Source organism: Pseudomonas endophytica (genome assembly GCF_001411475.1).
Classification (GTDB): Bacteria; Pseudomonadota; Gammaproteobacteria; order Pseudomonadales; family Pseudomonadaceae; genus Aquipseudomonas; species Aquipseudomonas endophytica.
Genome location: NZ_LLWH01000176.1, coordinates 50,371 through 73,320, shown reverse-complemented (window position 1 = coordinate 73,320; position 22,950 = coordinate 50,371). Strand labels below are relative to the sequence as shown.

Sequence of the window (22,950 nt, the reverse complement as noted above, 5' to 3'; positions counted from 1 at the left end):
TATTAATGATAAATATTCTCATATGCAAAAACAGATGACAGGCTGTTCTGACGCCGTTGCGCAAGGATGATTGCTCAATACGATCACTCGCCCCTACAATGCGAACAATTCTTGTTCTCTAAAGCGTTGTGAACGCAGTTGGAGTGGTCGTTGCCCCCGTCAAATACCGTCGAGGTTCTGTATCAGGACCACCACAACTGGCTCACAGCCTGGTTGCGGCGCAAGCTGGGCTGCCCGCAAGGTGCTGCCGACCTGGCCCAAGACACCTTTATGCGGCTGCTCACCGCCCGCGAAACGCCGACTCTTGCCGAACCTAGGGCTTTTCTGACCGTGGTCGCCAAACGCGTGCTGTTCAACCACTATCGACGCCAAGAACTGGAGCATGCCTATTTACAGGCACTGGCGGACCAGCCCGAAGTACTGGTGCCGTCAGAAGAAGAAAAGGCCATCATTCTGCAAACCCTCGCCGAGCTGGATCAATTGCTCGACGGCCTGCCCGCACCGGTCAAGCGCGCCTTTTTGCTGGCACAGGTCGATGGCTTGAGCTATGCCGAGATCGGCGCTCAGTTGGGCATTTCGATTGCCACGGTCAAACGTCACTTGAACAAAGCCGCCCTGCGCTGCTACTTCGCCCTGTGAACGGCGCCTTTAACAACCCGCCCGCTATTTCGCCGGGGGTCGCCGAGCAAGCGGTGAGCTGGCTGGTAGAAATGCAGGGCGGCGCGCTCAGCCCACGGCGCCAACACGCGTGGGAACACTGGCTAAGCGCGCACAGTGAACATCAACGGGCGTGGGAGCATATTCAGCGGGTCAACCAACGTTTACGCGGCTTGTCATCGCCTCTGGCCCACGCGGCGCTGAACGCGCCGAAAAGTACCAGCCGTCGTCACGCCCTCAAGCTTTTACTGTTGTTGGGTGCAGGCTCGGCACTGACCTATGGCCTGCGCGACCAACTGCCGATCACCCCACTGCTGGCCGATTACAGCAGCCCGGTGGGTCAGCGGCGCAACGTGCAATTGCAGGACGGCAGCCAGATCCAGCTCAATACGGCCAGCTCGATTGATGTGACGTTCAACGCCCAACAGCGCGTGATTCGCTTGCTTGAAGGCGAAATGCATTTAGTGACCGCCCAAGACTCACGCCCTCTGCACGTACTCACCGCCGACGGCCTGTTGCAGCCGCAGGCCGCGCGCTTGAACGTACGCCAATTCACTGACCGCACACAACTTGCAGTGTTTGGCGGTCGGGTCGCGCTGACACCAGCCGCTCACACAGCCAGCCCATTGTGGATGCAGGCGAATCAACAGGTGAGCTTTAACCGCCAAGCTTGGAGACCCCCGCAAGCACTGGACGCTGGCAGCGGCGCTTGGACCGACGGCATGCTGGTGGCCGCGCATATGCGCCTCGAAGACTTCTTGGCCGAACTGAGCCGCTATCGCCGCGGCCAGCTCAATTGCGACCCCAAGGTCGCGGACTTGCTGATCTCCGGCACCTACCCATTGGACGACAGCGAGCGGGTCCTCAATGTGTTGCAAGTTAGCCTGCCGGTCCAGGTCAAACGCTTTACCCGGTATTGGGTGACGGTTGAGGCGCGTGCGTAGGCTCCCTACCCCCTACTTTTTGGGAGCAATTGAGCTTACTCGCGATCTTTTAACGATCAAAAGATCGCAGCCTGCGGGGGGTGTATTTATTTTCAAAAAGGTGAGCTGTTTTCAGATCTGGCGTGACAGAGAAGGTAAGCCACTTCGATTCATCCCCTTCTCAGGACTTTTTCATGCCCGTTCAGCCGTTCCGTCTTACGTCCTTAGCCAGTTTATTGTTGGGCGCCAGTTTAAGTTTCAACGCCGCGGCTCAAACTGAGACCAAGCGCTATCACATCGCACCTTCCTCTCTTGAGAGCGCGCTGAATCAATTTGGACGCGAAGCCGGGGTGCTGATTTCGTTCAACTCAGACGCTGCCAGCGGCCTGCAAAGCCATGGCCTGAAAGGTAACTTCAACCCTGAGCAAGGCTTGCAGGCGTTGCTTGAAGGCACTGGCTTGCAAGCCCGCGCTGAAGGTAACGGCGCCTTCAGCCTGCAACCAGCACCCGCCGAGAACGCCCCGCAGAGCATCGAGCTGGGTGCATCCAGCGTCGTTGGCGACTGGCTGGGCGACGCGGCGCAGATCAATGTCTTTGAGCATCCGGGCGCACGTGACGTGATCCGCCGCGAAGAATTCGAACGCCAAGGCGCGACTACGGCCCGCGAAGTGTTAAACCGCATCCCCGGCGTTAATGCCCCGCAAAACAACGGCACCGGTAGCCATGATATGGCGCTCAACTTCGGCATACGCGGCTTAAACCCGCGTCTGGCCACGCGCTCGACGGTGTTGATGGACGGCATTCCAGTGCCTTTCGCCCCTTATGGTCAGCCACAGTTATCTTTCGCGCCCGTGAGCATGGGCAATATGGACGCGGTTGATGTTGTGCGCGGCGGCGGTGCAGTGCGCTATGGCCCGCAAAACGTGGGCGGTATCGTTAACTTTGTGACCCGTGCGATACCCGACGAACCGACCGTCAAGGTCGGCTTGCAGACCGACACCAGCCCCTCGTCCACCCAAGACGGCTTTAAGAAAACCGCCAATGTGCTGGCCGGCGGCACGGCCGACAATGGCTTGGGCGGCGCGCTTTTATACTCAGGAACCCGTGGTAGCGACTGGCGTGAACACAGCGATACGCGCATCGACGATCTGATTCTGAAAGGCAATTACCAGCTCGACGACGCCAACAGCTTCAACGCTATGGCGCAGTACTACGACGGGGAAGCGCAAATGCCGGGCGGTTTGAGCACGGCGGCTTACAAGGCAGACCCGTATCAATCGACCCGCCCGAACGATAAGTTCTGGGGCCGCCGCACCCTAGTCAATGTTGGGTATCGCTATCAGGAAGACCGCCGCGAGTTCACGCTGAACAGCTTCTTCACCAAAACCTTGCGCAGCGGTTATTTGGATCAAGGCACGTTCCTCTCGCTATCACCACGCGAATACTGGGTGCGTGGGGTTGAAACACGCCTTGCCCAAGGTTTCGACTTGGGCGATAGCACGCATGAAGTCGGCGTGGGTTATCGCTACATCAACGAAGCCGGGCACGAGCTGCGTTACCGCACGCCTATCGCTAATAACCAGTTGCCGACCACCAGCAGCCGCAACGACCGCGACACCCGTGGCGCGACCGAAGCCCACGCTTTATTCCTCGACGATAAAATTGACATCGGCAAGTGGACGTTCACACCCGGCATTCGCTACGAAATGATCGAACAGCAGCAAACCAATCTGCTGACCCACGTGAAATACAAAGGCGACTACAACACACCGTTGCCCGCGTTGAACGTGATGTACCACGTCACCGACAGTTGGAATATCTACGCCAATACCGAAGGCTCTTTTGGCAGCGTGCAATACAGTCAAATGCCTAATCGGGTCACCGGCGGTGAAGTAAAACCTGAAAAAGCCCGCACGTGGGAACTCGGCACCCGTTACGACAATGGCAACCTGCGCGCGGAGATCGGCGCATTTTTGATTAATTTCAACAATCAATACGACAGCAACCAAACCACTGATACGGTGATCGCTCGCGGTAAAACTCGCCATCAAGGTATTGAAGCCAGCGTTAACTATGCCCTCGAAGGCGCTAGCCCTATTTTTGCCGGTTTCGATGTGTACGCCACCTACGCGTATGTTGACGCGACCATCCGCGAAGACGGCCCGAACAAAGGCAATCGTGTGCCGTTCTCCTCGAAAAACAAAGGCAGCTTAGGCGTTGCGTACACTGAAGGCCCTTGGAAAGCCAACCTCGACAGCACGTTCCAAACCAACCAGTTCGCAGACAATGCCAACACCCGCGCTGAAAGCGCCGATGGCAGCACAGGTTTGATCCCCGGTTACATGCTGTTTAACACCCGCGTGGCCTATGATTTTGGTCATCAGTTGTCTGACTTAAACGTCGCTGTAGGGGTTAAAAACATCCTCAATCACGAGTACTACACCCGCTCGTTTGACGACAACAACAAGGGCAAATACGTGGGCGAACCTCGCACCCTGTATGTACAGACCTCGGTTGCATTTTGATATAAATCGCCAAAGGCCCGCACACGCGGGTATTTGCCCTCGATTAAAGACTGACGCGGATCAGGGTGCAGAGTTTATCTTGAAAATAGTGCTTGAAATATTTGCTCATCGGCTCAAACACTGTAGGTGAGCGCAGACGATGAACCTTTGAGTTTCAAGGCCGTCACAACTCACACGAGCACGCTAGAAAAGGGAAGCATTATGCAAATTGAAGTCTTTTCCGATAAGAACATCACTGCTGACGAACGCACCCAAAATTGGGTGAAAGCTACAGTTGAAGTTACGCTCGAGCGCCACTTGGAAGACCTGACTCGAGTGATCGTGCATGCAACCGATGAAAATGGCGGCAAAGCTGGCACTAAAGACAAACGTTGCAAAATGGAGGCTCGTCCCAAAGGTCACCAACCGATTCTTGTCTCCCACGACGCTGATACGCTGACAGAAGCGGTGCAGGGTGCGGCGACCAAACTGGAGCACAAGCTGGAACATTTGTTCGGTAAGCTGCGTGGTAAACATGCCTCAAAGCTGCCAATTGAAGGGTTCGAAGAACAAGAGCCAAAAGAGAACGTTGATGCGTTGCTCGAAGAAGAATTCCTAGAAAAAGAACAGGCTGCACTCAATAGCTGATTCAGCGCTAGGAGTGTAATAAAAAGGCGGGCTTACTTCGGTAAGCCCGCCTTTTTTATTCGGCATCACCACGCGTGATTACAGCTCGCCCTTCTCGACCTCAGGATGCTCACCTGAGCCCGCGCCGGTCTTACGATGCGGATTCTCGATCTTCACCGACGGAAACTGCGACGACGCATAACGCACTACCAAAATGGCAAGCGCCAGCAACAGAATCGCCCCGGTCAGGTACACAACGCCCATGTCCGGCGCGTTGTGGTGCGACACGTTAGAAATCAACAACCGAGTCAGCGCCGTGATCGCCACGTAAATCAGAAAGCGCACGGGCATGTGGTTGGTTTTGAAATAAATCCCGACCATCGCACCCAGTTCCAGGTAGATAAACAGCAGCAGAATATCGTCGATGCTGATATTGCCTTTTTCTACCATCTGCAAAAATTCCATCACCGCCGCCCAGGCTGTGACGGCACCAATAGCGAACAACGCTAGATAGTGGAAGGTTTCTACGAACAGGTTGCCCATCGATTCGGCCAGTTCATGAACCCGGCGACGTAGCTTCTCAGCTTTGTTTACTCTCACGATGCAGCTCCTAGGGTCGATTACACGGATCATCCGCGATGAACGTGACGCTTTCTACATGCAGAAAAAAGGCCAGCCATCGCCAGTAAGATGGTGGCCAGCTGCGATTAGACACGTGCTTGGCTATTTGCAGCTAGAGTCAAAAAGTCGCTACCCAAAGCGCGATGATTGGCTTATGCTTTTAGCTGTATAAAAACACAGTATCCGTAAGATAAATTATCGTGAAGGCATATGAGGTGGTAAATGGCCGTCGAAGTGGTATACCGCAGCAGCCGAGATCTGGAGCGCTTGTTCATGGATAAAGCCGAAGCTGACCGTCATGACAAAATGCTCGAACTCGCTGAGCTGCTGGCTGAAGTGTTGCAAAAAGCAGTGCCGTCCCTGAGCGAGCAGCAGGTCGAAGAAGCAGGCATCTACATGGCGAAGAATCGCGATGTATTCGCCAAGGCGTTCAAGAGCCAGCCCGACGCGCTGTCTGAGTTGCTGGTCGAAAGCGAATAATCAGCACGCCCTCGCTTGACTCTCCCCTTTGGGGCAACGCCTATCGTTAAAGCCTTCTTTAAGGTTGGCGTGATTATGAGCAAGCGAGTGTTGGTCATTCTGGGGCATCCCTCTACAGACAGTTTTTGTAGTGCCGTAGCGAACACCTACGTTGAGGCGGCCATTGGCGTAGGCCATGATGTTCGCGTGATGCAACTGGGCACGCTGCGCTTCGATCCGGTATTGCACACAGGTTACAACCAGATCCAAGCGTTAGAACCCGACTTGCTCAACGCCCAGGCGGACATCACATGGGCTGAGCATGTGGTATGGGTGTTTCCAATCTGGTGGGGCGGTATTCCAGCCCTGATGAAAGGCTTTATTGATCGCATTTTTTTACCCGGTTTTGCTTTTCAGTATCGCCAAGGTAAGGCTTTTCCCGAACCATTACTTAAAGGTCGTAGTGCCCACCTGCTGGTCACGATGGATACCCCGCCGTGGTATTTCAGATGGATTTACCGCATGCCGGGGGTGCATCAGATGCGCAAAACAACCTTGAGATTTTGCGGTATCAAACCCCTGACTACTCTGATGTTCGGCCCTCTTATACACTCGTCCGCAACGCAACGAGCCAAGTGGCTCCAACAGGCCCGAGTACTCGCCAGCCGATAAGCTCGCAGTGCACGGCTAGCCATTAAAAGGACTTTTCATGTACATCGGCAAAGCCGCGCAGTTGGCAGGCACCACGATCAAATGCATCCGCCACTACGAAGACATCGGCCTGTTGCCCTCGCCTCAACGACTAGGTAATTACCGCGTCTACACCCAAGACTCTGTTGAGTTACTGAAATTCATCAAATGCGCACAGCAGTTGGGTTTCAAGCTCAAAGAAATGCTGGCGATTGTCGAGAGCCATCGCGGGCAGCCACTGCCATGGGAGGTGGTAAGCCATGCCATTGAGGTAAAAAAAAGCGCGGTGGCAAATCAGATCAAGACGTTGCAGAAGGTCCATGCCGGGTTGGTTGAATTTGAAGCCCAGTACAAGAGCGCCTGTGAACCTGTGGCGGCGGGCTCTTAATCCTCGTCATACAACAGCTTGTGCGCCAACTCATCCGAAACCCGCGCCGGTGAGCGTTTTTCCGCTTGGGCGTGGGCGTAGATGCTGGTCAGGCGTTGGCTGATGTGCAGCAGGTGTTGATTGATGGTTGCTGGCTGTGCACCTTGGTGGGTCAGGGCCATGTAGATCAGCCCACCTGAATTAATGACGTAATCAGGCGCGTATAAGATGCCCCGGCGCTCCAACTGGTCGGCCACTTGTAAGCTGGCCAGTTGGTTGTTGGCGCACCCTGCTACGGCTGAGCAGCGCAGTTGAGCGACGCTGTGCCAGTTTAAGACGGCACCTAAACCGCACGGCGCCAGAATGTCACACGGCGTGCTGAGCAAGGCTTCGCACGCGATTGGATGAGCGCCCAATTGCTCCATGGCCAGACGCACCTTGCCGGGGTCGATGTCGCACACCAGCAGCTCCGCTCCGGCTGCGTGCAGTTGCTCTGCCAACGCAAACCCTACTTTGCCCAACCCCTGAATAGCGACCCGCAACCCTTCGAGATTGTCGCTGCCTAAGCGCGACGACGCGGTACTGCGAATTCCGGAAAACACGCCCATAGCCGTATGGGTCGAAGGATCGCCTGCCGCTGTGGTGCTGGTAACGTGCCGGGTGTATTGGGCGATGCAGTCCATGTCGGCGGTGGAAGTACCGCTGTCGATAGCGGTGATGTAACGGCCATCGAGCTGCTCTATGCAGCGCCCAAATGCTTCAAACAACGCCGAGCGACTTTCAACATGCGGCGCACGCATGATCACCGCCTTTGCTCCGCCCACTGCTAGCCCGGCTAACGCCGCTTTGTAGCTCATGTCTTGGGCTAAGTTGATCGCGTCATTGACGGCACTCTCGTCGTTGGGATACGCCAGATAACGGCACCCTCCCAATGCTGGCCCCAAGCGACTGCTGTGAATGGCAATCACGGCTTTAAGCCCGGTGACAGGGTCAATGCTGAGGTGAAGCGACTCCACATGAGCGCTTTGCATGAGAGCAAACATTGACCAGCCCTCGATCTGTGACAGGTAGTCGCCAGTATAGGCCGTGCCAGAAAAGTCGTTGAAGTGAGCAGGAATAAGGTCTGGGGTTTGCGGCGTTTACGGCTATAAGCGAACCCACTGTGTCGCCGCCTTTTTTGGAGCTGCCGCAGGCTGCGATCTTTTGATCGTTAAAGGCAAAAGATCGCGAGCAATTGAGCGTCGACCGGCTGCTCCTACAGCTCATCGTTGTGATCTTTTTTGTGTCATCTGCGTTGTTGCGGCCACAACCGGCGCTGCTTCTGTTTTTGGTAGGAGCTGCCGCAGGCTGCGATCTTTTGATCTTTTCATCGTTGAAATCAAAACTCGTAGCCCGTTACGTCGGTGTATCTGGCTGCCGTGCCGGGTGTGCCTGAATAAAGGCTGGGTGCTGCAGCGCCAATGCCGCCACCCGCGAAATACGCGGGTAGGCCGCCAGCGATACGTTGAATCGCTCTGCCGCATATAACTGCGGTATCAAGTACACATCTGCTAGGCCAGGCTCTGGCCCAAAACAATAGCCGTTATCACCGATTAATTGCTCGATGGCAGCCAAACCTTGACCGATCCAATGCCCGATCCATTGAGTCACTTGGTCTTCGCTCTGCCCCAGTTGGCGCAGTTGGTTGAGCACGCTGACGTTGTGCAAGGGGTGAATATCACAGGCCACTAAGGCCGCAACTGCCCGTTCGTGGGCACGTGTAAGCAGGTCTTTGGACAGCAATGGCCGCGCCGGATAGCGCTCTTCAAGGTATTCGATGATTGCCGGTGACTGAATGAGGCCGCTGCCATCGTCTGCCTGAATCCAACCCTTGGAGCGCCAGCGCGATTCGTAGCCGGTAGGACGACGTCGAGCGGTAATAGGTAAAGAGTTGCATGGCTCGCTCCTGTCAGTGCGCAGCGATGATCTTGCCCCGGCACTCGCCGAAACCAATGGAGGCAAAACCTTCACGCGTGCAACGGGCTCGGAAGATAATTTCGTCGCCGTCTTCGAGGAATTTACGCACTTCGCCCGACGCCAATTCCACCGGGTGTTTACCGCCCTCGGTGATTTCCAGCAGGCTGCCCAGTTGCGAGCGATCAGGCCCCGACAAAGTCCCCGAACCGAACAAGTCACCAGGCTGCAATTGGCAACCGTTGACGCTGTGATGAGTAACCAATTGAGCCGCGGTCCAGTACATGTTCAAGGTGTTGCTCAAACCCAGACGTTGGGCCGGCAGATTTTGCTCACGCATCGCCTCGGTCAACAGCAACACTTCCAGTTCGATATCTAACGCACCTTGGGCTTGGTCTTTAGCATCCAGCAAGTAGGCCAATGGCTGCGGATCACCTTCTGGGCGCGCAGGCTGGGCACGACGGAACGGTTCAAGGGCTTCGGCAGTGACCACCCACGGCGAGATGCTGGTGATAAAGCTTTTGGATAGAAACGGCCCCAACGGCTGATATTCCCACGCTTGGATATCACGCGCCGACCAGTCGTTGAGCAGGCAGTATCCGGCGATGTGTTCGCCCGCTTCACTCACGGCAATGGCATCGCCCATGTCGTTGCCCTGACCGATCCAGATCCCCAGTTCCAGCTCATAGTCCAGGCGGGCACAAGGGCCGAAGCTAGGTTCGGTTTGCCCCGCAGGCAAGGTTTGACCTTTAGGACGACGCACCTCAACGCCCGACGGGCGAATGGTTGAGGCGCGGCCGTGGTAACCAATAGGCACGTACTTATAGTTAGGCAGCAGCGGGTTATCAGGGCGAAACAGTTTTCCGACATTTTTGGCGTGTTCAATGCCGACATAGAAGTCGGTGTAATCACCGATTTTCGCTGGCATGTGCAGTTGGCAATCAGCCGCCAGCGGTAGCAGTTTTGCCCCCTGCGCCTCGATTTTTCCGCACAGGGTACTGCCTTCGCTTAGCAGTTCGAGCACACGCTTACGCAGGGCAACACGGGCGGTTTTGCCCAATCCAAAAAAGGCGTTTAACGCGCCGCCAAGCGAAGCTTCTACCGCGTTTTTGGCCGGGCCTTCAAATAAGCCAGCGGCCAGCGCAGCTTCCAGATCGAAGATGTGCTCACCAATCGCAATACCGCTGCGCGGGGCACAACCGTTGATGCTGAATACGCCCAGCGGCAGGTTTTGTAGCGGGAAATCGCTGTGATCATTGGCGGAGGCGATCCAGCTACGGGTTAAGGTGGTCTGGGTCATGGTTATCTCCGATTTGGGGTAAAGGTCGAGGGCAGCGAGGCCCAGCAGGCGTCGTAATGGGGTTGCAGTTGCGGGCATTCGAGAGCGAACTGACGCGGACGCAACACTTGGCTGGTTTCAAACATAAAGGCCATGGTGTTGTCGATTTTGCTCGGTCGCAGATCGGCCGCAATCGCTTTAGTGCAGGTTTCGGCGTCCGGGCCGTGGGCGCTCATACAGCTGTGCAGCGATGCACCGCCGGGTAAAAAACCTTCAGCTTTGGCGTCATAACTGCCTTGGATCAAGCCCATAAACTCGTTCATCAGGTTGCGATGGAACCACGGCGGGCGGAAGGTGTTTTCAGCCACCATCCAGCGTGGTGGGAAAATCACAAAGTCGAGGTTGGCCATGCCTGGCACGCTGGTCGGCGAGGTCAGCACAGTGAAAATTGACGGATCAGGATGATCAAAACTGACCGTGCCAATGGTGTTGAAACGGCGCAGGTCATATTTATACGGCACATTGTTGCCGTGCCACGCAACCACATTCAGAGGCGAGTGGTCTAGTTCACACCCCCACAACTCGCCAAGAAACTTCTGCACCAGCGTGATCGGTTGCTGAGTGTCTTCGTAGTGCGCGGTCGGGGCCAAGAAATCACGCGGGTTAGCCAAACCGTTGCTGCCAATCGGCCCGAGATCGGGCAGGCGCAGCGGCGCGCCGTGGTTTTCAGCGACGTAGCCCCGGGCCTGAGCGTCGAGTAGCTCAACTCGAAACTTGAGCCCACGCGGGATCACGGCAATTTCTAAGGGTTCAAGGTCCAATCGCCCCAATTCGGTGGCAATGCGCAAGCGGCCTTGCTCCGGCACCAGCAGCAATTCGCCATCGGCATTGAAAAATACACGCTGCATCGAGGTATTAGCGCGATAGCTGTAAATGCTGATTCCTGCGGGCTTGTCGCAAGCATTGTTGGCGACCATCCCGACCAGCCCGTCGACAAAATCCGTAGGTTCTGCGGGAATTGGAAGCGGGTTCCAGCGCAGACGGTTAGGCGTGACCGCCCCAAGCGGGCCACCGGCCAGCTGGCGTTCAAGTTTAGTGAACGCTGGATGATTAGCAGACGGCTTGATCCGGTACATCCAGGTGCGGCGCGATTCGCCGCGGGCCATGGTGAACGCAGTGCCAGACAATAATTCGGCATACAGGCCGTAGGGGACTTTTTGTGGGGAGTTTTGCCCAATGGGCAGTGCACCGGGCAGTGCTTCGCTGCTGAATTCGTTGCCAAACCCGGCTTGATACGCAAGATCAGACAATGACGAGTCGAGGTTCATGGAGCCTCCAGAGTGGAGAAAACAGTGGACTCACTCAACGCTGAAGCCATGTGTGGGTCACTGCGTTATTTTTATCGTAATCTAATTACGCATAACGTAATTTGATTGGTATGAAGCGTCAAGCTATAAAGGCCCCCATTTATCTTGAGAACCCGCCTCGCCATGCCAAAGCCACCTAGCAACACTGAGAGCACCGGTAAACAGAAAGTGCGCTCAGCAGAAGTCGGCACTGACATCCTCAAGGCGTTGGCCGAACTGTCGCCATCGACCTCGTTGTCGCGCTTGGCCGAACACGTGCAAATGCCTGCGAGCAAGGTTCATCGTTACTTGCAGGCGCTGATTGCCAGCGGGTTTGCCGAACAAAATTCCGCCACCAACCATTACGCCCTTGGCCGCGAAGCGTTGCGCGTGGGCCTGGCGGCACTCAATAGCATGGACGTGCTTAAAGTCGCCGCCCTGCCAATGGCTGAGCTGCGCGATGAATTGAACGAAACGTGTTTTCTGGCCGTTTGGGGTAACCAGGGCGCGACCGTGGTGCACATTGAAGCCGCTGTTCGTGCAGTCACCGTGGTCACCAAGTTAGGCTCAGTGTTGCCGCTGCTGAGCTCATCTACGGGGCTGGTGTTCAACGCCTTTTTGCCAGACCGCGAGACTGCCGAACTGCGCGCGCTGGAGCAAAAAGCTGAGGTCCTGCATCCCTTACTGAGCGTTGAAGCTTATGCCGCAATGAGCGACCAGATACGCTCACGAGGCTTGCACTTTGTGCATGGATTGTTGATGCCAGGTGTGGATGCGCTATCAGCGCCCGTCTTCGAGGCCACCGGCAAGGTGGCGGGAGTATTGACCGTGGTCGGCCCAACTTCGCTGTTTCACGCCGATGAAAACGGGCCGGCGGCCAAACGATTATTGGCCACCGCCCACGCCATTAGTTGGCGGATGGGGTATCTACCCCATTAATGCATCACAGGGTTACAAAAACCATTTGTATTGAGCATGATCCAACAAGTTCTGGATTATTTTCTCAACATGAATCACTGAGGGTTTACGAATTCGGTGGGCGTCTTCATAAGTCCAGCCCTTAGAAAACACACCCGAAAGCGACATGCTATAGGTGGGTGCAACCTTACGCTTAAGACTTTCAATGGCCGCGTCATGCAACGGCTGGCTAAGTGTTAACTTTGGCTCAATGACATCGTGGACGGTATTGATGTACAGGTTGTCGCATTCCAGACCATAGGATTTGAGCTGATCATTTAAAAAAATCCGCACTCGTTCTTTTAACTCAATGTCAGCCATTATGTAATTTGCGCGCGGGTCTGAAGGTGCATCATTTAAATCACTCATGGTGTCGCTCCTTTTAAGTAGCAAGGCACATCCCGCTTCATGCGGTAATTAAGTCTGCCTGCTGAATGCCTATACAGAACTATTGAACACCGGGAGTGAGCGCTAAGTGCACTACATTGTTATTGTTTAAACACTAACAATTCGTTGAGCTTGCAAGCTGACGCTCTCGGACAAGAGCACTCAAGAAAGCGGGTGGACTGTTGCTTCACATGTAAAAGACAATGTCTAAAATCGAACTTACTCCGTGACGAGCAAATCTTTACCCTTGCCTGCCTGAACAGTAAGTTCAACGACTCTGCTGCTCCACTGCTTACCCTGACGTTGATTTGTAGCTCCTTGATGAACGTCTTCCTTGGCCGCTGTTTTACAGCGGCCTTTTTTCGTCTGGGGTATGACGAAAGCGCAATGAGTAGGTACAAGCGAGCTTGCTCGCGATCTGTTGATCTTCAACAGTGCGCAAGCAATCCACCGTCGACTGGCTTTTCCTACCGTGTTTACTGGCTCAGCGCTTTAATGAGTGTTTCCAACCAAGGTTCAGAATCGCTCTCTGGCGTAACGCTTTCACTGGCATCCAACGTCAGCATTGGCTGCACTTCCTGCAGGCCCAGCTCGGCAAACAGTTCAGTCAGCAATTGACCGCCACCACAGTAGGTATCGCCGTAGCTCGAATCACCCAAGGCGATAACGGCGCCCGGCAGGCCGCGCCAAGCGGCAGGTAACACATCGCGAATTTCGCTATACAGCGGCGTCAAATTATCTGGCAACTCGCCCATGCCTGTGGTGGACGTGACCGCCAAAAAAGCATCAGGCGCAAAGGCTTGAATATCGGCCAGCCTAGCGCGCGGATTGAACAAAACCTCAAAGCCGGCAGCGTTCAATAATTGTTTGGCATTGCGAGCGACTTCTTCTGCGGTGCCGTACACCGAGCCGGAAAGGATGGCGACTTTCATCAATCTGATCCTGTAACTGACTAAAAGGCAGGGATACTAACAGGTGATGTAGCGCTTTCGGTGATAGCACGTAGACAGCTTGGCGCGATGACCTAAAATGGCTCCAACTTAACTGACCTTTGGAGTGCCGCACCATGATCAATGCCCGTTTACTGCAGCGCATGGTCGACGCGTCTCAGGACGGTATTGTGGTGGCCGAACAGGAAGGTGAAGACAACATCCTTATTTATGTCAATCGAGCGTTCGAGACACTGACGGGCTACAGCAGCGACGACATCCTTTACCAAGATTGCCGCTTTTTACAGTCCGGTGATCGCGACCAAGCGGGCCTGCAATTGATTCGCGAAGCCATCATTCGCAAAGAGCCTACACGCCAGATACTGCGTAATTATCGCAAGGACGGCACCCCCTTCTGGAACGAGCTATCGATCACGCCCGTATTCAATGACTCGGATCAGTTGACCTATTTTATTGGGGTGCAAAAAGACGTCACCCAACAGGTCAAAGCCCAGCAAAAAACTGCCCAACTTGAACTCGAGTTGGCCGCAGTAAAAGCTGAGCTGCAAGCGCTTAAAGCCGCAAATACCGTTAATAAATCGCCCGTTTAAAGCCGCTCAAACTTTGCTCGCGATCTGTTAAAGATCAAAAGATCGCGAGCAAGCTCGCTCCTATACGGTAGGTTTTTCAAATCGAGGCTGTGAGTTCACTCTCCAGACGCTGGTTCATCAAGCGCGCCTCACTGCCCAAACAGACAATCGAAGCGCCGCTCAGCGCTTCTTGCGCCCCATTAGACGCTTCACCAGCCAGCGCTAGCGAACATTCTAAGGATTGCGCCAGCCGCACTAATCGACGTTGGTGGGCCGCCCCCAACACTTGATGGGCAAAAAGTACCACCGCCTGAGGCATAACTTTCTCACAAATCAGGGGTAGCTCATCCAGCGGTTGACCGACTGCCAGCACCCTGACAACCCGATCACTGTGGCTCAACAGTAAACCGGCGACCAGCAGTTGCAGTTCACGGCACATGTCGGGCAGCGCCACCAGCAATACGCGATGGCTCGCATCCACAGGTTGCATGTGCAGACGGTGCTGCACGCGTGCGCGCAAGAAATTATCGAACAGCAGCCATTCGCTGGTGCGGCCAAATTCATCCTGGCTCCTCAACAACTGATGCCAAATTGGCATCAAGATGCTTTGAAACACGCTTTCAACCGGATAAAGGGAAAATATCTGCCCATACAGACGGTCCAGCTCAGGCTCATTAAAATCGCTGAGTGCATCTCTGATGCGCACTTGCCATTGCCCGTGTTCATCGGCCATTAACGGTTGCGACACACAGCCAGACGAGGTCGAACGCGCTAGCAACTCGGCGACTTTACTGACCGCCACACCACGTTCAAGCCAGCCCATGACCTGACGCACCGCCTCAATATCGCGCACTGTGTACAGGCGATGCCCACTTTCGGTGCGTGTTGGCTGGATCAGGCCATAGCGTCGCTCCCATGCGCGCAGCGTCACCGGATTGATACCCGTCAGTCGAGCGACTTCTCTGATCGGGTACAAACCCTGAGATTGAGAAGGATCTACAGAGGCTGTAATGGGCTCAAGTTTAGTCAATTCGGGCATCATTCTGGCCTGGAGTACTCATCACTGTGGGAGCGGGCGTACTGGTGGTCTTTTGATCTTTAAAAAGATCGCGAGCAAGCTCGCTCCTACAGCTCATCTTTGTGATCTTTTTTGTGTCACCTGCGTTGCTGCGGCCACAACGGCGCTGCTTCTGCTTTTGGAGCTGCCGCAGGCTGCGATCTTTTAATCGTTAAAAACAAAAGATTGCGAGTAAACTGGCTCCTACCGATATAAAGGAACAATCCTTGCATGTTTTATTTCACACAGCCCAACACCCCGGCGCTGTGTTGTGTGGTTGCCCTACCCGGGCGACATCAGCCTCATGGAGATACACAATGTCTACCTCCCCAGTCACCCTGATGGTGGCACGCCGTGTTGCACAAGGCCGTTATCAAGAATTAATCGTTTGGCTGCACGAAGGCGAACAGCTCGCCACAGACTTCACCGGTTATCTGGGTTCTGGCGTGTTGGCCCCCCCTCCCGGCGACGATGAATTTCAGATTATTTTCCGCTTTGCCGACGAATCCACGTTATACGCATGGGAACACTCGGTTTCACGTAAAGCATGGCTGCAACGCGGCAGCCATTTGTTCGCCAACCCTTCTGAACATCGCGTCAGCGGCATTGATGGTTGGTTCGGCGCTGTAGGGCATCGGCCACCGCGCTGGAAACAAGCCGTCGCCATCTGGCTGGCGTTCTTTCCTGTGTCGTTGTTATTCAACTTTGTTTTAGGCCCATTGCTGGGCGAGTTGAGTCTGTTGCCGCGGGTGTTTGTCAGTACCTTGGCCCTAACGCCGCTGATGGTGTATTTGTTCATCCCTCTTTCGACGCATTTGCTCGCGAGCTGGCTGCACAGCGCGCCGAACAAATCCTTACCCAACAACGCCCTGAGTCATCGCAGTTAAAGGATCGCCTTGGGCTTGGCCGTTAGGTCGTGCACGCTGGTATAGTTTTGCCAGTGCGCCGCGACTGTTTCCGGCGATTTTGCAACGAGCCCGACATGCCAACTTCTTATGCCCCGATTCTGATTACTGGTGCTGGCCAGCGCATCGGCTTGCATTGCGCTAAGCAACTGCTGGCTGACGGCTTTCCCGTGATCATCAGCTATCGCAGCGAAAAACCCGGCGTGCAGGCTTTGCGTGAGTTGGGCGCGATCACTTTATTTGCCGATTTCTCGACTGAAATCGGTATTCTCGATTTTATTGCACGGCTTAAAACACACACCGACAGTTTGCGGGCTATCGTCCACAATGCGTCAACGTGGCTGGCTGAGACACCAGGCAGCGAAACCTGCGCATTTACCGAAATGTTCAGCGTACACATGCTCGCCCCTTATCTAATTAATCTGCATTGCAGCGAACTGTTAGCGCGCTCAAGCCCCGCTGATATCGTCCATATCAGTGATGACGTAACACGCAAAGGCAGTAGTAAGCACATCGCCTATGCCGCGACCAAAGCGGGCCTAGACAACTTGACGTTGTCATTTGCCGCTAAATTGGCGCCCCAGATCAAAGTCAACGGCATTGCCCCGGCCCTGCTGATGTTCAACCCCGACGACGACGCGGCGTATCGCGCAAAAGCCTTGGCTAAGTCAGCTCTGGGCATTGAACCTGGAGCCGAGGTTATTTATCAAAGCCTACGCTACCTGCTGGATAACCCGTACGTGACCGGCACCACCTTGACCGTCAACGGCGGACGACACGTTAAATAAGACGTCCGCGAGGAAGTATTTTCATGAGCACATCATTGCCTGAGCATTACCGCGAGATCTTGGTCGGCCTCGGTGAAAACCCTGAGCGCGAAGGTCTGCTCGATACCCCAAAACGCGCAGCCAAAGCCATGCAGTATTTGTGTCACGGCTACAACCAAAGCGTGGAAGAGATCGTCAATGGCGCACTCTTTGCCTCAGACAGCGATGAAATGGTGATCGTGGCTGACATCGAGCTGTATTCGTTGTGCGAACACCACTTGCTGCCCTTTGTGGGCAAGGCACACGTGGCTTACATCCCGACCGGCAAAGTACTGGGGCTGTCAAAAGTAGCCCGTATCGTCGACATGTTTGCCCGCCGCCTACAAATCCAAGAAAACCTCACCCGAGAAATCGCTGACGCCATCCAGAACATCACTCAAGCGGCTGGCGTTGCCGTGGTGATTGAAGCCAAGCACATGTGCATGATGATGCGCGGCGTAGAAAAACAGAACTCAACCATGAACACCTCGGTCATGCTCGGCGCCTTTCGCGAATCGAGCAGCACCCGCATGGAGTTTCTGCAATTGATAGGACGGAGCAAGTCGTAATGCCACAACTTCAGCCAGGAATGGCCCGCATCCGCGTAAAAGACCTGTGTCTGCGCACCTATATCGGGATCAATGAGGAAGAAATCCTCAACAAACAGGATGTGTTGATCAACCTCACCATCCTCTATGCCGCGCAAGAAGCCGTGCGTGATAACGACATTGACCACGCACTGAACTACCGGACCATCACTAAAGCCGTGATTCAACACGTCGAAGAGAATCGCTTCGCTCTGCTTGAGCGCCTGACACAAGAGCTTCTGGATCTGGTAATGAGCAATACCGCGGTTCTGTACGCCGAGGTCGAAGTCGACAAGCCTCACGCCCTTCGCTTTGCTGAGTCGGTGTCAATTACGTTAGCGGCTAGCCGCTAGTTTCAGCCCATTTAACCTTGGTGAATTTTATGACCCCCCAAGAGCGCCTTGAACTTGAAGCTGCCGCCTTTCGCCGCCTCGTTGCCCATCTGGACAGCCGCAAAGACGTGCAGAACATTGACCTGATGAACCTTTCGGGGTTTTGCCGTAACTGCCTGTCCAAGTGGTACAAGGCTGCGGCTGATGAACACCAGATCGAGCTGAGCCTCGATGACGCACGTGAAGTGGTCTACGGCATGCCGTACGCCGATTGGAAGTCCCACTACCAGAAAGAAGCCAGCGCCGAACAAGTCGCGGCGTTTGCCAAAGGAAAACAGCATGACTGATGTAAACACGCTGCGCGTCAGCCTCAACAGCGGCCAACACCTATTCGCCGATACGCTCGCGTTTGTCGCTGCGCATTACGATTACCAGCCGCAGGCGTTCAATAACGGCGGCGTCGAGAACGCAGCCGGGCAGAACGAAGGCTCGTGCAAAACCCTGGGTTTGGCTGTGCTCGAAGGCTTTAGCGATCAAGAAGCGCTGTTGGCGTTCGGTGAACACTATCGCTCTGTACTGGAGACACCAGAAGGCATTGATCACAGCAACATCCGCGCTTTAATCAAGCACGGCTTGGCCGGGGTTAAACTCCAGGCCCAGCCGCTGACGCGCAAAGCCTAAGCTCGCCTCCATAAAAAAACCGGCCAAGGCCGGTTTTTTATACGCTGCGGATTACTTGAACTCAACGTTCTGCAAGTCATCTAGGTAACGCTCAGCGTCCAGTGCAGCCATGCAGCCTGCGCCCGCCGAGGTGATGGCTTGACGGTAGACGTGGTCAGCCACGTCGCCCGCGGCAAACACACCTTCAATGCTGGTGGCGGTCGCGTTACCTTCACGACCGCCTTTTACCACCATGTAGCCATCTTTGAGCTCTAACTGACCTTCAAACAGCGACGTGTTTGGGGTGTGGCCGATGGCAATAAACACGCCATCTACTTTGATTTCGTCAAAACTACCGTCGTTGTTTTTCAGGCGAGCACCGGTCACGCCCATGTTGTCGCCCAATACTTCATCCAAATTGGCGTTCAACTTGAACTCGATCTTACCTTCAGCCACGCGAGCGTTCAGTTTGTCGATCAGGATTTTCTCGGCACGGAACGTTTCGCGGCGGTGAACCAATGTCACTTTGCTCGCGATGTTGGCCAAGTACAGCGCCTCTTCAACGGCGGTGTTGCCGCCACCGACAACGGCTACAGGTTTATTGCGATAGAAGAAGCCGTCACAGGTCGCACAGGCCGAAACACCCTTGCCCATGAACGTCTCTTCAGACGGTAGACCCAAGTAACGGGCGCTGGCGCCAGTAGCGATGATCAACGCGTCACAGGTGTAAGTACCGCTATCGCCGGTCAGGCTGAACGGTTTGTTCTTCAGGTCAACCACGTTGATGTGATCAAACACGATTTCGGTTTCAAAACGCTCGGCGTGCTCGCGCATGCGCTCCATCAACACAGGGCCGGTCAGACCATGAACATCACCCGGCCAGTTGTCGACTTCAGTGGTGGTAGTCAGTTGACCGCCCGCCTGCATGCCTGTGATCAGCAGTGGTTTAAGGTTAGCCCGGGCCGCATACACAGCGGCGCTGTAACCCGCAGGACCAGAACCCAGAATAATCACACGCGAATGACGTACTTCAGACATGACTCACTCCTATGACCGCCCGTGTCGAAACCGGGTCGGAACGCCGCTTTAGCAGCTGGAATAAAAAGAAACCGCACACCTGCTCAGGCCAAGCCTGGATCTCGCAGGTCATGAAAAATGTAGGTGCAGCGTATATAGGCCGCTGAGAGTAAGGAAATACGCATTAACAATCCAGCTCATAGCAGCGCTCTATGCAGCCAAATTCATCGTCGGACGTCTTTGTTACAGTTATTGTCGAATCTACTTGGATGCTTTCGTCTAACGCACAAAGCCGTTAAGGTCGGCCGGTTTCCTACCGCTCGGAGCCTACTATGCCCGCCCCTGTTCTATCTGGTCCGCAGTACCTGCGTGAAGGCCTAAAGCTGGTCCTGAGCCCAGGCCTGCGTTTATTCGTACTGCTCCCGTTACTGATCAACCTAGTGCTGTTTGTCGGGCTGATTTACTTTGCCGGACATCAGTTTAGCCTTTGGGTCGATACCCTGATGCCGACGCTACCCAGTTGGCTGAGCTTCCTCAACTACCTGTTGTGGCCACTTTTTGTGGTGCTGCTCATTTTGATGGTGTTTTTCACCTTCACGATGTTTGCCAACATTATCGCCGCGCCCTTTAACGGTTTTCTCTCAGAAAAAGTCGAAGCGGTAGTGCGCGGGGTCGATAACGCTCCACCCTTCAGCTGGGGCGAACTGATGGCAATGGTGCCACGCACACTGGCACGAGAAATGCGCAAGCTGGGCTATTTTCTACCCCGTGCGATTGCCTTGCTGATTCTCTCTTTTGTACCGGTGGTCAACCTGATCGCAGCGCCGTTATGGCTCATTTTCGGGATCTGGATGATGGCTATTCAGTACATCGACTACCCAGCTGATAACCACAAGTTGGGTTGGAACGAGATGCTCGCTTGGCTGCGGCAAAAGCGCTGGCAGAGCCTAAGTTTTGGCGGGATGGTCTATCTGGTGTTGTTAATACCCGTGTTGAACGTGCTGATGATGCCCGCCGCAGTAGCCGGTGCGACCTTGTTTTGGGTACGCGAGCGGGGCGAAGAGGCATTGTCCGTTAAAAAATCTTGAAACACTTGCGTGGGCGCTACAACAGGTTTTCGCCCAACTGCACTACATAGATATGCACATCGCAGGCGCGATTTGTATTTAAATCCTCCTTGCCAAGACCTTCAAGCAAACCACTTGCAGAGCAGGACGCTCTCGTTGCTTGAAACGCATACAAGGAAATTAAACATGACAACTCTTAGAGAAATTCTGCGCGAGCGCATCCGCGCCCAACTTAAAACCGACTTGAGTCCACTGGGTCTAGACCCGGACAGCGTTTATATCAATGGGGTCAACAACCTCGAAGAACGCATGGTCATTGACTCTTCCTCTCTGACCGAAGACGCTCTGGACAGGCGCCTGCACAACAGCGAATACCCTAACGGGGTCACTTACAGCAGTGCAACCGCCGGCATCTTTTCCAAGGCATATACGTTCGAGGATGAGCATCGCATTACCTCGCTCACACTCGAAAATGCGGCTGCCTATGTAACTGCCTGCTTAAACATACCTGAGTAAAACCTAGGCCCTCATCGCTGCACGTCAAGCGCTGAGGGCCGCATGGTGCCCAAAGCCTGTTCCCGTTTTATTGCTTGAAATGAAATAGGAAAAGACCCCGAGCTGTCTCATTGCCGTCTAAAGCTGCATTCGCCATAAATTCATCATTAAGCTGACACGCAGTCGACATAGATCATGTTGAGACTGAAGCGATGACAACTGCCCTGCACATTTCTCTGATCACCGAAACGTTTCCACCTGAAATAAACGGCGTGGCCAACACCCTTGGGCGCTTATTCGATGGGCTGCGCGCTCGCGATCATCACGTCGAACTGGTGCGCCCACGCCAGATGGGCGATGGCAATCAACGCAGTTCTGAGCACCTGATGTTGTGTCGCGGCGGGTCTGTTCCAGGTTATCCCGAACGTCAGTGGGGCATGACCTCAACCCATCGCTTAATGAAGCGCTGGCAATTACAGCGCCCGGATGTGGTGTATATCGCTACAGAAGGTCCTCTTGGCTTCAGTGCGCTGCGTGTTGCACGCCGACTGGGCATTGCAGTAGTCAGTGGTTTTCATACGCACTTGCAGCACTACTCCCACGTGTTTGGTGTAGGGCTTTTTTCTCGACTGCTTACCCAGTATTTACGTTGGTTTCACAACCGATCAGCCTTAACACTTGTGCCCAGTATCAGCCAACAGATTGAGTTAGAGCGTAGACATTTTGACCGCCTCGAGTTGCTCGAACACGGTGTCGATAGCCAACTGTTCAGTCCAGCAAAGCGCAGTAACGCCTTGCGTCAAAGTTGGGGGCTGGGTGAGGACGATATTGCGCTGCTACACGTAGGACGCTTGGCACCTGAAAAGAATCTGGGTGCCCTCCAGCGTTGCCTCGCGGCCTTACAAGAGCGGTATCCGCACCGGCGATTCAAACTGATTATCGTGGGTGATGGCCCCAAACGGGCAACACTGGAAGCATCACTGCCAGAAGCTTTCTTTTGTGGCGCTCAATTAGGCGAAGATCTGGCGCGGCACTATGCGTGTGGCGACGTATTTTTGTTCCCCAGTTTGACCGAGGCATTTGGCAATGTCGTGCTTGAAGCCCTTGCCTCAGGACTGGGGCTGGTTGCTTATGACGCAGCGGCGGCTGGGCAGCATATCCGTCATGGCTATAACGGTGTTTTGGCTATGCCGGGCGATGAATATGCCTGGATCGACGCCGCCGCTTGGTTGCTTGAGGAGCCAGAAACACTACGCACTGTGCGCCTGAATGCTCGCCACCATGCGTGTCGTCAAGGTTGGCCGAAGACTATCGAACTGTTCGAAAACCAGTTGCAGCGAGCCAGCCTCGGATCAACTGTAAAACACTCTACACAGCCCCGCGCAAGGATGTCTTAAGAGCTGCCGAAGGCTGCGATCTTTTAAGGTTGAGCTAGAAGATCAAAAGATCGCAGGCTGCGCCAGTTCCTACCAAAAGCAGGTTTGTGCGCTTAAGGGAAAATCAACAGATCGAAGACTTGCTAAAGGAGTCACTGTAGGAGCTGCCGAAGGCTGCGATCTTTTGAGGTTGAGCTAGAAGATAAAAGATCGCAGGCTGCGCCAGTTCCTACCAAAAGCAGGTTTGTGCACTCATGACGGACTTCAACATGCAATCGCTGTAGATACTGATTGTCGCCTTTTCAACAATACAAAAAGGCGCCCGTAGGCGCCTTTTCTTGGCTAGCTCAAGACTGAGC

26 protein-coding genes and 1 pseudogene are annotated in these 22,950 nt (G+C 54.6%); 18 read left to right on the top strand and 9 right to left on the bottom strand.

The features are described from left to right. The first annotated feature begins 150 nt into the window (after positions 1–150). The 4 genes from AQS70_RS14365 to AQS70_RS14350 all read left to right on the top strand — a co-directional run bounded on the left by AQS70_RS14365 (position 151) and on the right by AQS70_RS14350 (position 4,732). A complete protein-coding gene (locus tag AQS70_RS14365; protein WP_055103433.1) occupies positions 151–639 on the top strand; it encodes a sigma-70 family RNA polymerase sigma factor in 489 nt (162 codons plus the stop codon). Next, a complete protein-coding gene (locus tag AQS70_RS14360; protein WP_055103432.1) occupies positions 636–1,601 on the top strand; it encodes a FecR domain-containing protein in 966 nt (321 codons plus the stop codon). Before AQS70_RS14365 ends, AQS70_RS14360 begins: the two co-directional genes overlap by 4 nt. A 173-nt stretch (positions 1,602–1,774) precedes the next feature. Continuing rightward, positions 1,775–4,105, top strand: a complete 2,331-nt coding sequence (gene fecA, locus AQS70_RS14355) for a TonB-dependent Fe(3+) dicitrate receptor FecA (protein ID WP_055103431.1) — start codon at positions 1,775–1,777, stop codon at positions 4,103–4,105. 201 nt (positions 4,106–4,306) lie between these two features. Next, a complete protein-coding gene (locus tag AQS70_RS14350) occupies positions 4,307–4,732 on the top strand; it encodes an HPF/RaiA family ribosome-associated protein (protein ID WP_055103430.1) in 426 nt (141 codons plus the stop codon). Between the two features lie 78 nt (positions 4,733–4,810). On the opposite strand, the gene AQS70_RS14345 is transcribed toward AQS70_RS14350, so the two are convergent. Further along, positions 4,811–5,311 (bottom strand): phosphate-starvation-inducible protein PsiE, encoded by a 501-nt coding sequence (locus AQS70_RS14345; RefSeq protein ID WP_055103429.1) that lies wholly within the window; start codon positions 5,309–5,311, stop codon positions 4,811–4,813. A gap of 243 nt (positions 5,312–5,554) precedes the next feature. Between AQS70_RS14345 and AQS70_RS14340 the strand changes: the two genes are divergently transcribed. From AQS70_RS14340 to AQS70_RS14330, 3 genes are all read left to right on the top strand, one after another. Beyond that, positions 5,555–5,812: a YebG family protein gene (locus tag AQS70_RS14340; protein ID WP_003439988.1), complete on the top strand. Its 258-nt coding sequence runs from the start codon at positions 5,555–5,557 to the stop codon at positions 5,810–5,812. 75 nt (positions 5,813–5,887) lie between these two features. Then, the gene (locus AQS70_RS14335) at positions 5,888–6,463 is read left to right on the top strand and encodes an NAD(P)H-dependent oxidoreductase (RefSeq protein ID WP_055103428.1); all 576 of its coding nucleotides are present in this window, start codon (positions 5,888–5,890) and stop codon (positions 6,461–6,463) included. A gap of 37 nt (positions 6,464–6,500) precedes the next feature. Continuing rightward, positions 6,501–6,869 carry a MerR family transcriptional regulator gene (locus AQS70_RS14330; RefSeq protein ID WP_055103427.1) on the top strand — a complete coding sequence of 123 codons (369 nt, stop codon included), beginning with the start codon at positions 6,501–6,503 and terminating at the stop codon, positions 6,867–6,869. Here AQS70_RS14330 and AQS70_RS14325 read toward each other — a convergent pair. From AQS70_RS14325 to hmgA, 4 genes and pseudogenes are all read right to left on the bottom strand, one after another. Continuing rightward, positions 6,866–7,891 carry a Leu/Phe/Val dehydrogenase gene (locus AQS70_RS14325; RefSeq protein ID WP_055103426.1) on the bottom strand — a complete coding sequence of 342 codons (1,026 nt, stop codon included), beginning with the start codon at positions 7,889–7,891 and terminating at the stop codon, positions 6,866–6,868. The two genes, AQS70_RS14330 and AQS70_RS14325, sit on opposite strands and share 4 nt — an antisense overlap. Before the next feature lie 352 nt (positions 7,892–8,243). Further along, positions 8,244–8,784, bottom strand: a pseudogene (maiA, locus tag AQS70_RS14320) (maleylacetoacetate isomerase). A 12-nt stretch (positions 8,785–8,796) separates the two neighbouring features. Further along, on the bottom strand, positions 8,797–10,101 hold the full coding sequence (fahA, locus tag AQS70_RS14315) for a fumarylacetoacetase (RefSeq protein ID WP_055103425.1): 1,305 nt from the start codon (positions 10,099–10,101) through the stop codon (positions 8,797–8,799). Positions 10,102–10,103: 2 nt separating this feature from the next. Further along, positions 10,104–11,408, bottom strand: a complete 1,305-nt coding sequence (hmgA, locus tag AQS70_RS14310; protein WP_055103424.1) for a homogentisate 1,2-dioxygenase — start codon at positions 11,406–11,408, stop codon at positions 10,104–10,106. A gap of 162 nt (positions 11,409–11,570) precedes the next feature. Here hmgA and AQS70_RS14305 point away from each other — a divergent pair, with 162 nt between their 5' ends. Continuing rightward, the gene (locus tag AQS70_RS14305) at positions 11,571–12,365 is read left to right on the top strand and encodes an IclR family transcriptional regulator (protein ID WP_055103423.1); all 795 of its coding nucleotides are present in this window, start codon (positions 11,571–11,573) and stop codon (positions 12,363–12,365) included. Positions 12,366–12,377: 12 nt separating this feature from the next. Here the strand turns inward: AQS70_RS14305 and AQS70_RS14300 are convergent, their stop codons facing one another. Together AQS70_RS14300 and AQS70_RS14295 are read right to left on the bottom strand one after the other, a co-directional pair. Then, entirely contained in the window at positions 12,378–12,752 is a 375-nt protein-coding gene (locus AQS70_RS14300) for a hypothetical protein (protein WP_055103422.1), read from the bottom strand. 494 nt (positions 12,753–13,246) lie between these two features. Beyond that, positions 13,247–13,702, bottom strand: a complete 456-nt coding sequence (locus AQS70_RS14295) for a flavodoxin (RefSeq protein WP_055103421.1) — start codon at positions 13,700–13,702, stop codon at positions 13,247–13,249. A 134-nt stretch (positions 13,703–13,836) separates the two neighbouring features. On the opposite strand from AQS70_RS14295, the gene AQS70_RS14290 reads away from it, so the two are divergent. Next, the gene (locus AQS70_RS14290; protein ID WP_055103420.1) at positions 13,837–14,310 is read left to right on the top strand and encodes a PAS domain-containing protein; all 474 of its coding nucleotides are present in this window, start codon (positions 13,837–13,839) and stop codon (positions 14,308–14,310) included. A gap of 76 nt (positions 14,311–14,386) precedes the next feature. On the opposite strand, the gene AQS70_RS14285 is transcribed toward AQS70_RS14290, so the two are convergent. Then, complete coding sequence (locus AQS70_RS14285) at positions 14,387–15,328, bottom strand: MerR family transcriptional regulator (protein WP_055103467.1); 942 nt, start codon at positions 15,326–15,328, stop codon at positions 14,387–14,389. 335 nt (positions 15,329–15,663) lie between these two features. Between AQS70_RS14285 and AQS70_RS14280 the strand changes: the two genes are divergently transcribed. The 6 genes from AQS70_RS14280 (at position 15,664) to AQS70_RS14255 (ending at position 18,657) form a co-directional block, all read left to right on the top strand. After that, positions 15,664–16,233 carry a putative antibiotic biosynthesis monooxygenase gene (locus AQS70_RS14280; RefSeq protein WP_055103419.1) on the top strand — a complete coding sequence of 190 codons (570 nt, stop codon included), beginning with the start codon at positions 15,664–15,666 and terminating at the stop codon, positions 16,231–16,233. Positions 16,234–16,328: 95 nt separating this feature from the next. Next, positions 16,329–17,039 (top strand): dihydromonapterin reductase, encoded by a 711-nt coding sequence (gene folM, locus AQS70_RS14275; RefSeq protein ID WP_055103418.1) that lies wholly within the window; start codon positions 16,329–16,331, stop codon positions 17,037–17,039. A gap of 23 nt (positions 17,040–17,062) precedes the next feature. Then, complete coding sequence (folE, locus tag AQS70_RS14270; RefSeq protein ID WP_055103417.1) at positions 17,063–17,626, top strand: GTP cyclohydrolase I FolE; 564 nt, start codon at positions 17,063–17,065, stop codon at positions 17,624–17,626. Next, positions 17,626–17,997, top strand: a complete 372-nt coding sequence (gene folX, locus AQS70_RS14265; RefSeq protein ID WP_055103416.1) for a dihydroneopterin triphosphate 2'-epimerase — start codon at positions 17,626–17,628, stop codon at positions 17,995–17,997. The genes folE and folX overlap by 1 nt, the downstream gene beginning before the upstream one ends. Before the next feature lie 29 nt (positions 17,998–18,026). Beyond that, the gene (locus AQS70_RS14260; protein ID WP_055103415.1) at positions 18,027–18,323 is read left to right on the top strand and encodes a DUF1244 domain-containing protein; all 297 of its coding nucleotides are present in this window, start codon (positions 18,027–18,029) and stop codon (positions 18,321–18,323) included. Continuing rightward, entirely contained in the window at positions 18,316–18,657 is a 342-nt protein-coding gene (locus AQS70_RS14255; RefSeq protein ID WP_055103414.1) for a HopJ type III effector protein, read from the top strand. Before AQS70_RS14260 ends, AQS70_RS14255 begins: the two co-directional genes overlap by 8 nt. Before the next feature lie 51 nt (positions 18,658–18,708). On the opposite strand, the gene trxB is transcribed toward AQS70_RS14255, so the two are convergent. Further along, positions 18,709–19,674, bottom strand: a complete 966-nt coding sequence (trxB, locus tag AQS70_RS14250) for a thioredoxin-disulfide reductase (RefSeq protein WP_055103413.1) — start codon at positions 19,672–19,674, stop codon at positions 18,709–18,711. Between the two features lie 311 nt (positions 19,675–19,985). Here trxB and cysZ point away from each other — a divergent pair, with 311 nt between their 5' ends. The 3 genes from cysZ (at position 19,986) to AQS70_RS14235 (ending at position 22,612) form a co-directional block, all read left to right on the top strand. Next, positions 19,986–20,741 (top strand): sulfate transporter CysZ, encoded by a 756-nt coding sequence (gene cysZ, locus AQS70_RS14245; RefSeq protein WP_055103412.1) that lies wholly within the window; start codon positions 19,986–19,988, stop codon positions 20,739–20,741. 165 nt (positions 20,742–20,906) lie between these two features. Beyond that, positions 20,907–21,236 carry a hypothetical protein gene (locus tag AQS70_RS14240; protein WP_055103411.1) on the top strand — a complete coding sequence of 110 codons (330 nt, stop codon included), beginning with the start codon at positions 20,907–20,909 and terminating at the stop codon, positions 21,234–21,236. Between the two features lie 191 nt (positions 21,237–21,427). Continuing rightward, positions 21,428–22,612 (top strand): glycosyltransferase family 4 protein, encoded by a 1,185-nt coding sequence (locus tag AQS70_RS14235; protein ID WP_055103410.1) that lies wholly within the window; start codon positions 21,428–21,430, stop codon positions 22,610–22,612. Positions 22,613–22,950: the final 338 nt, after the last annotated feature.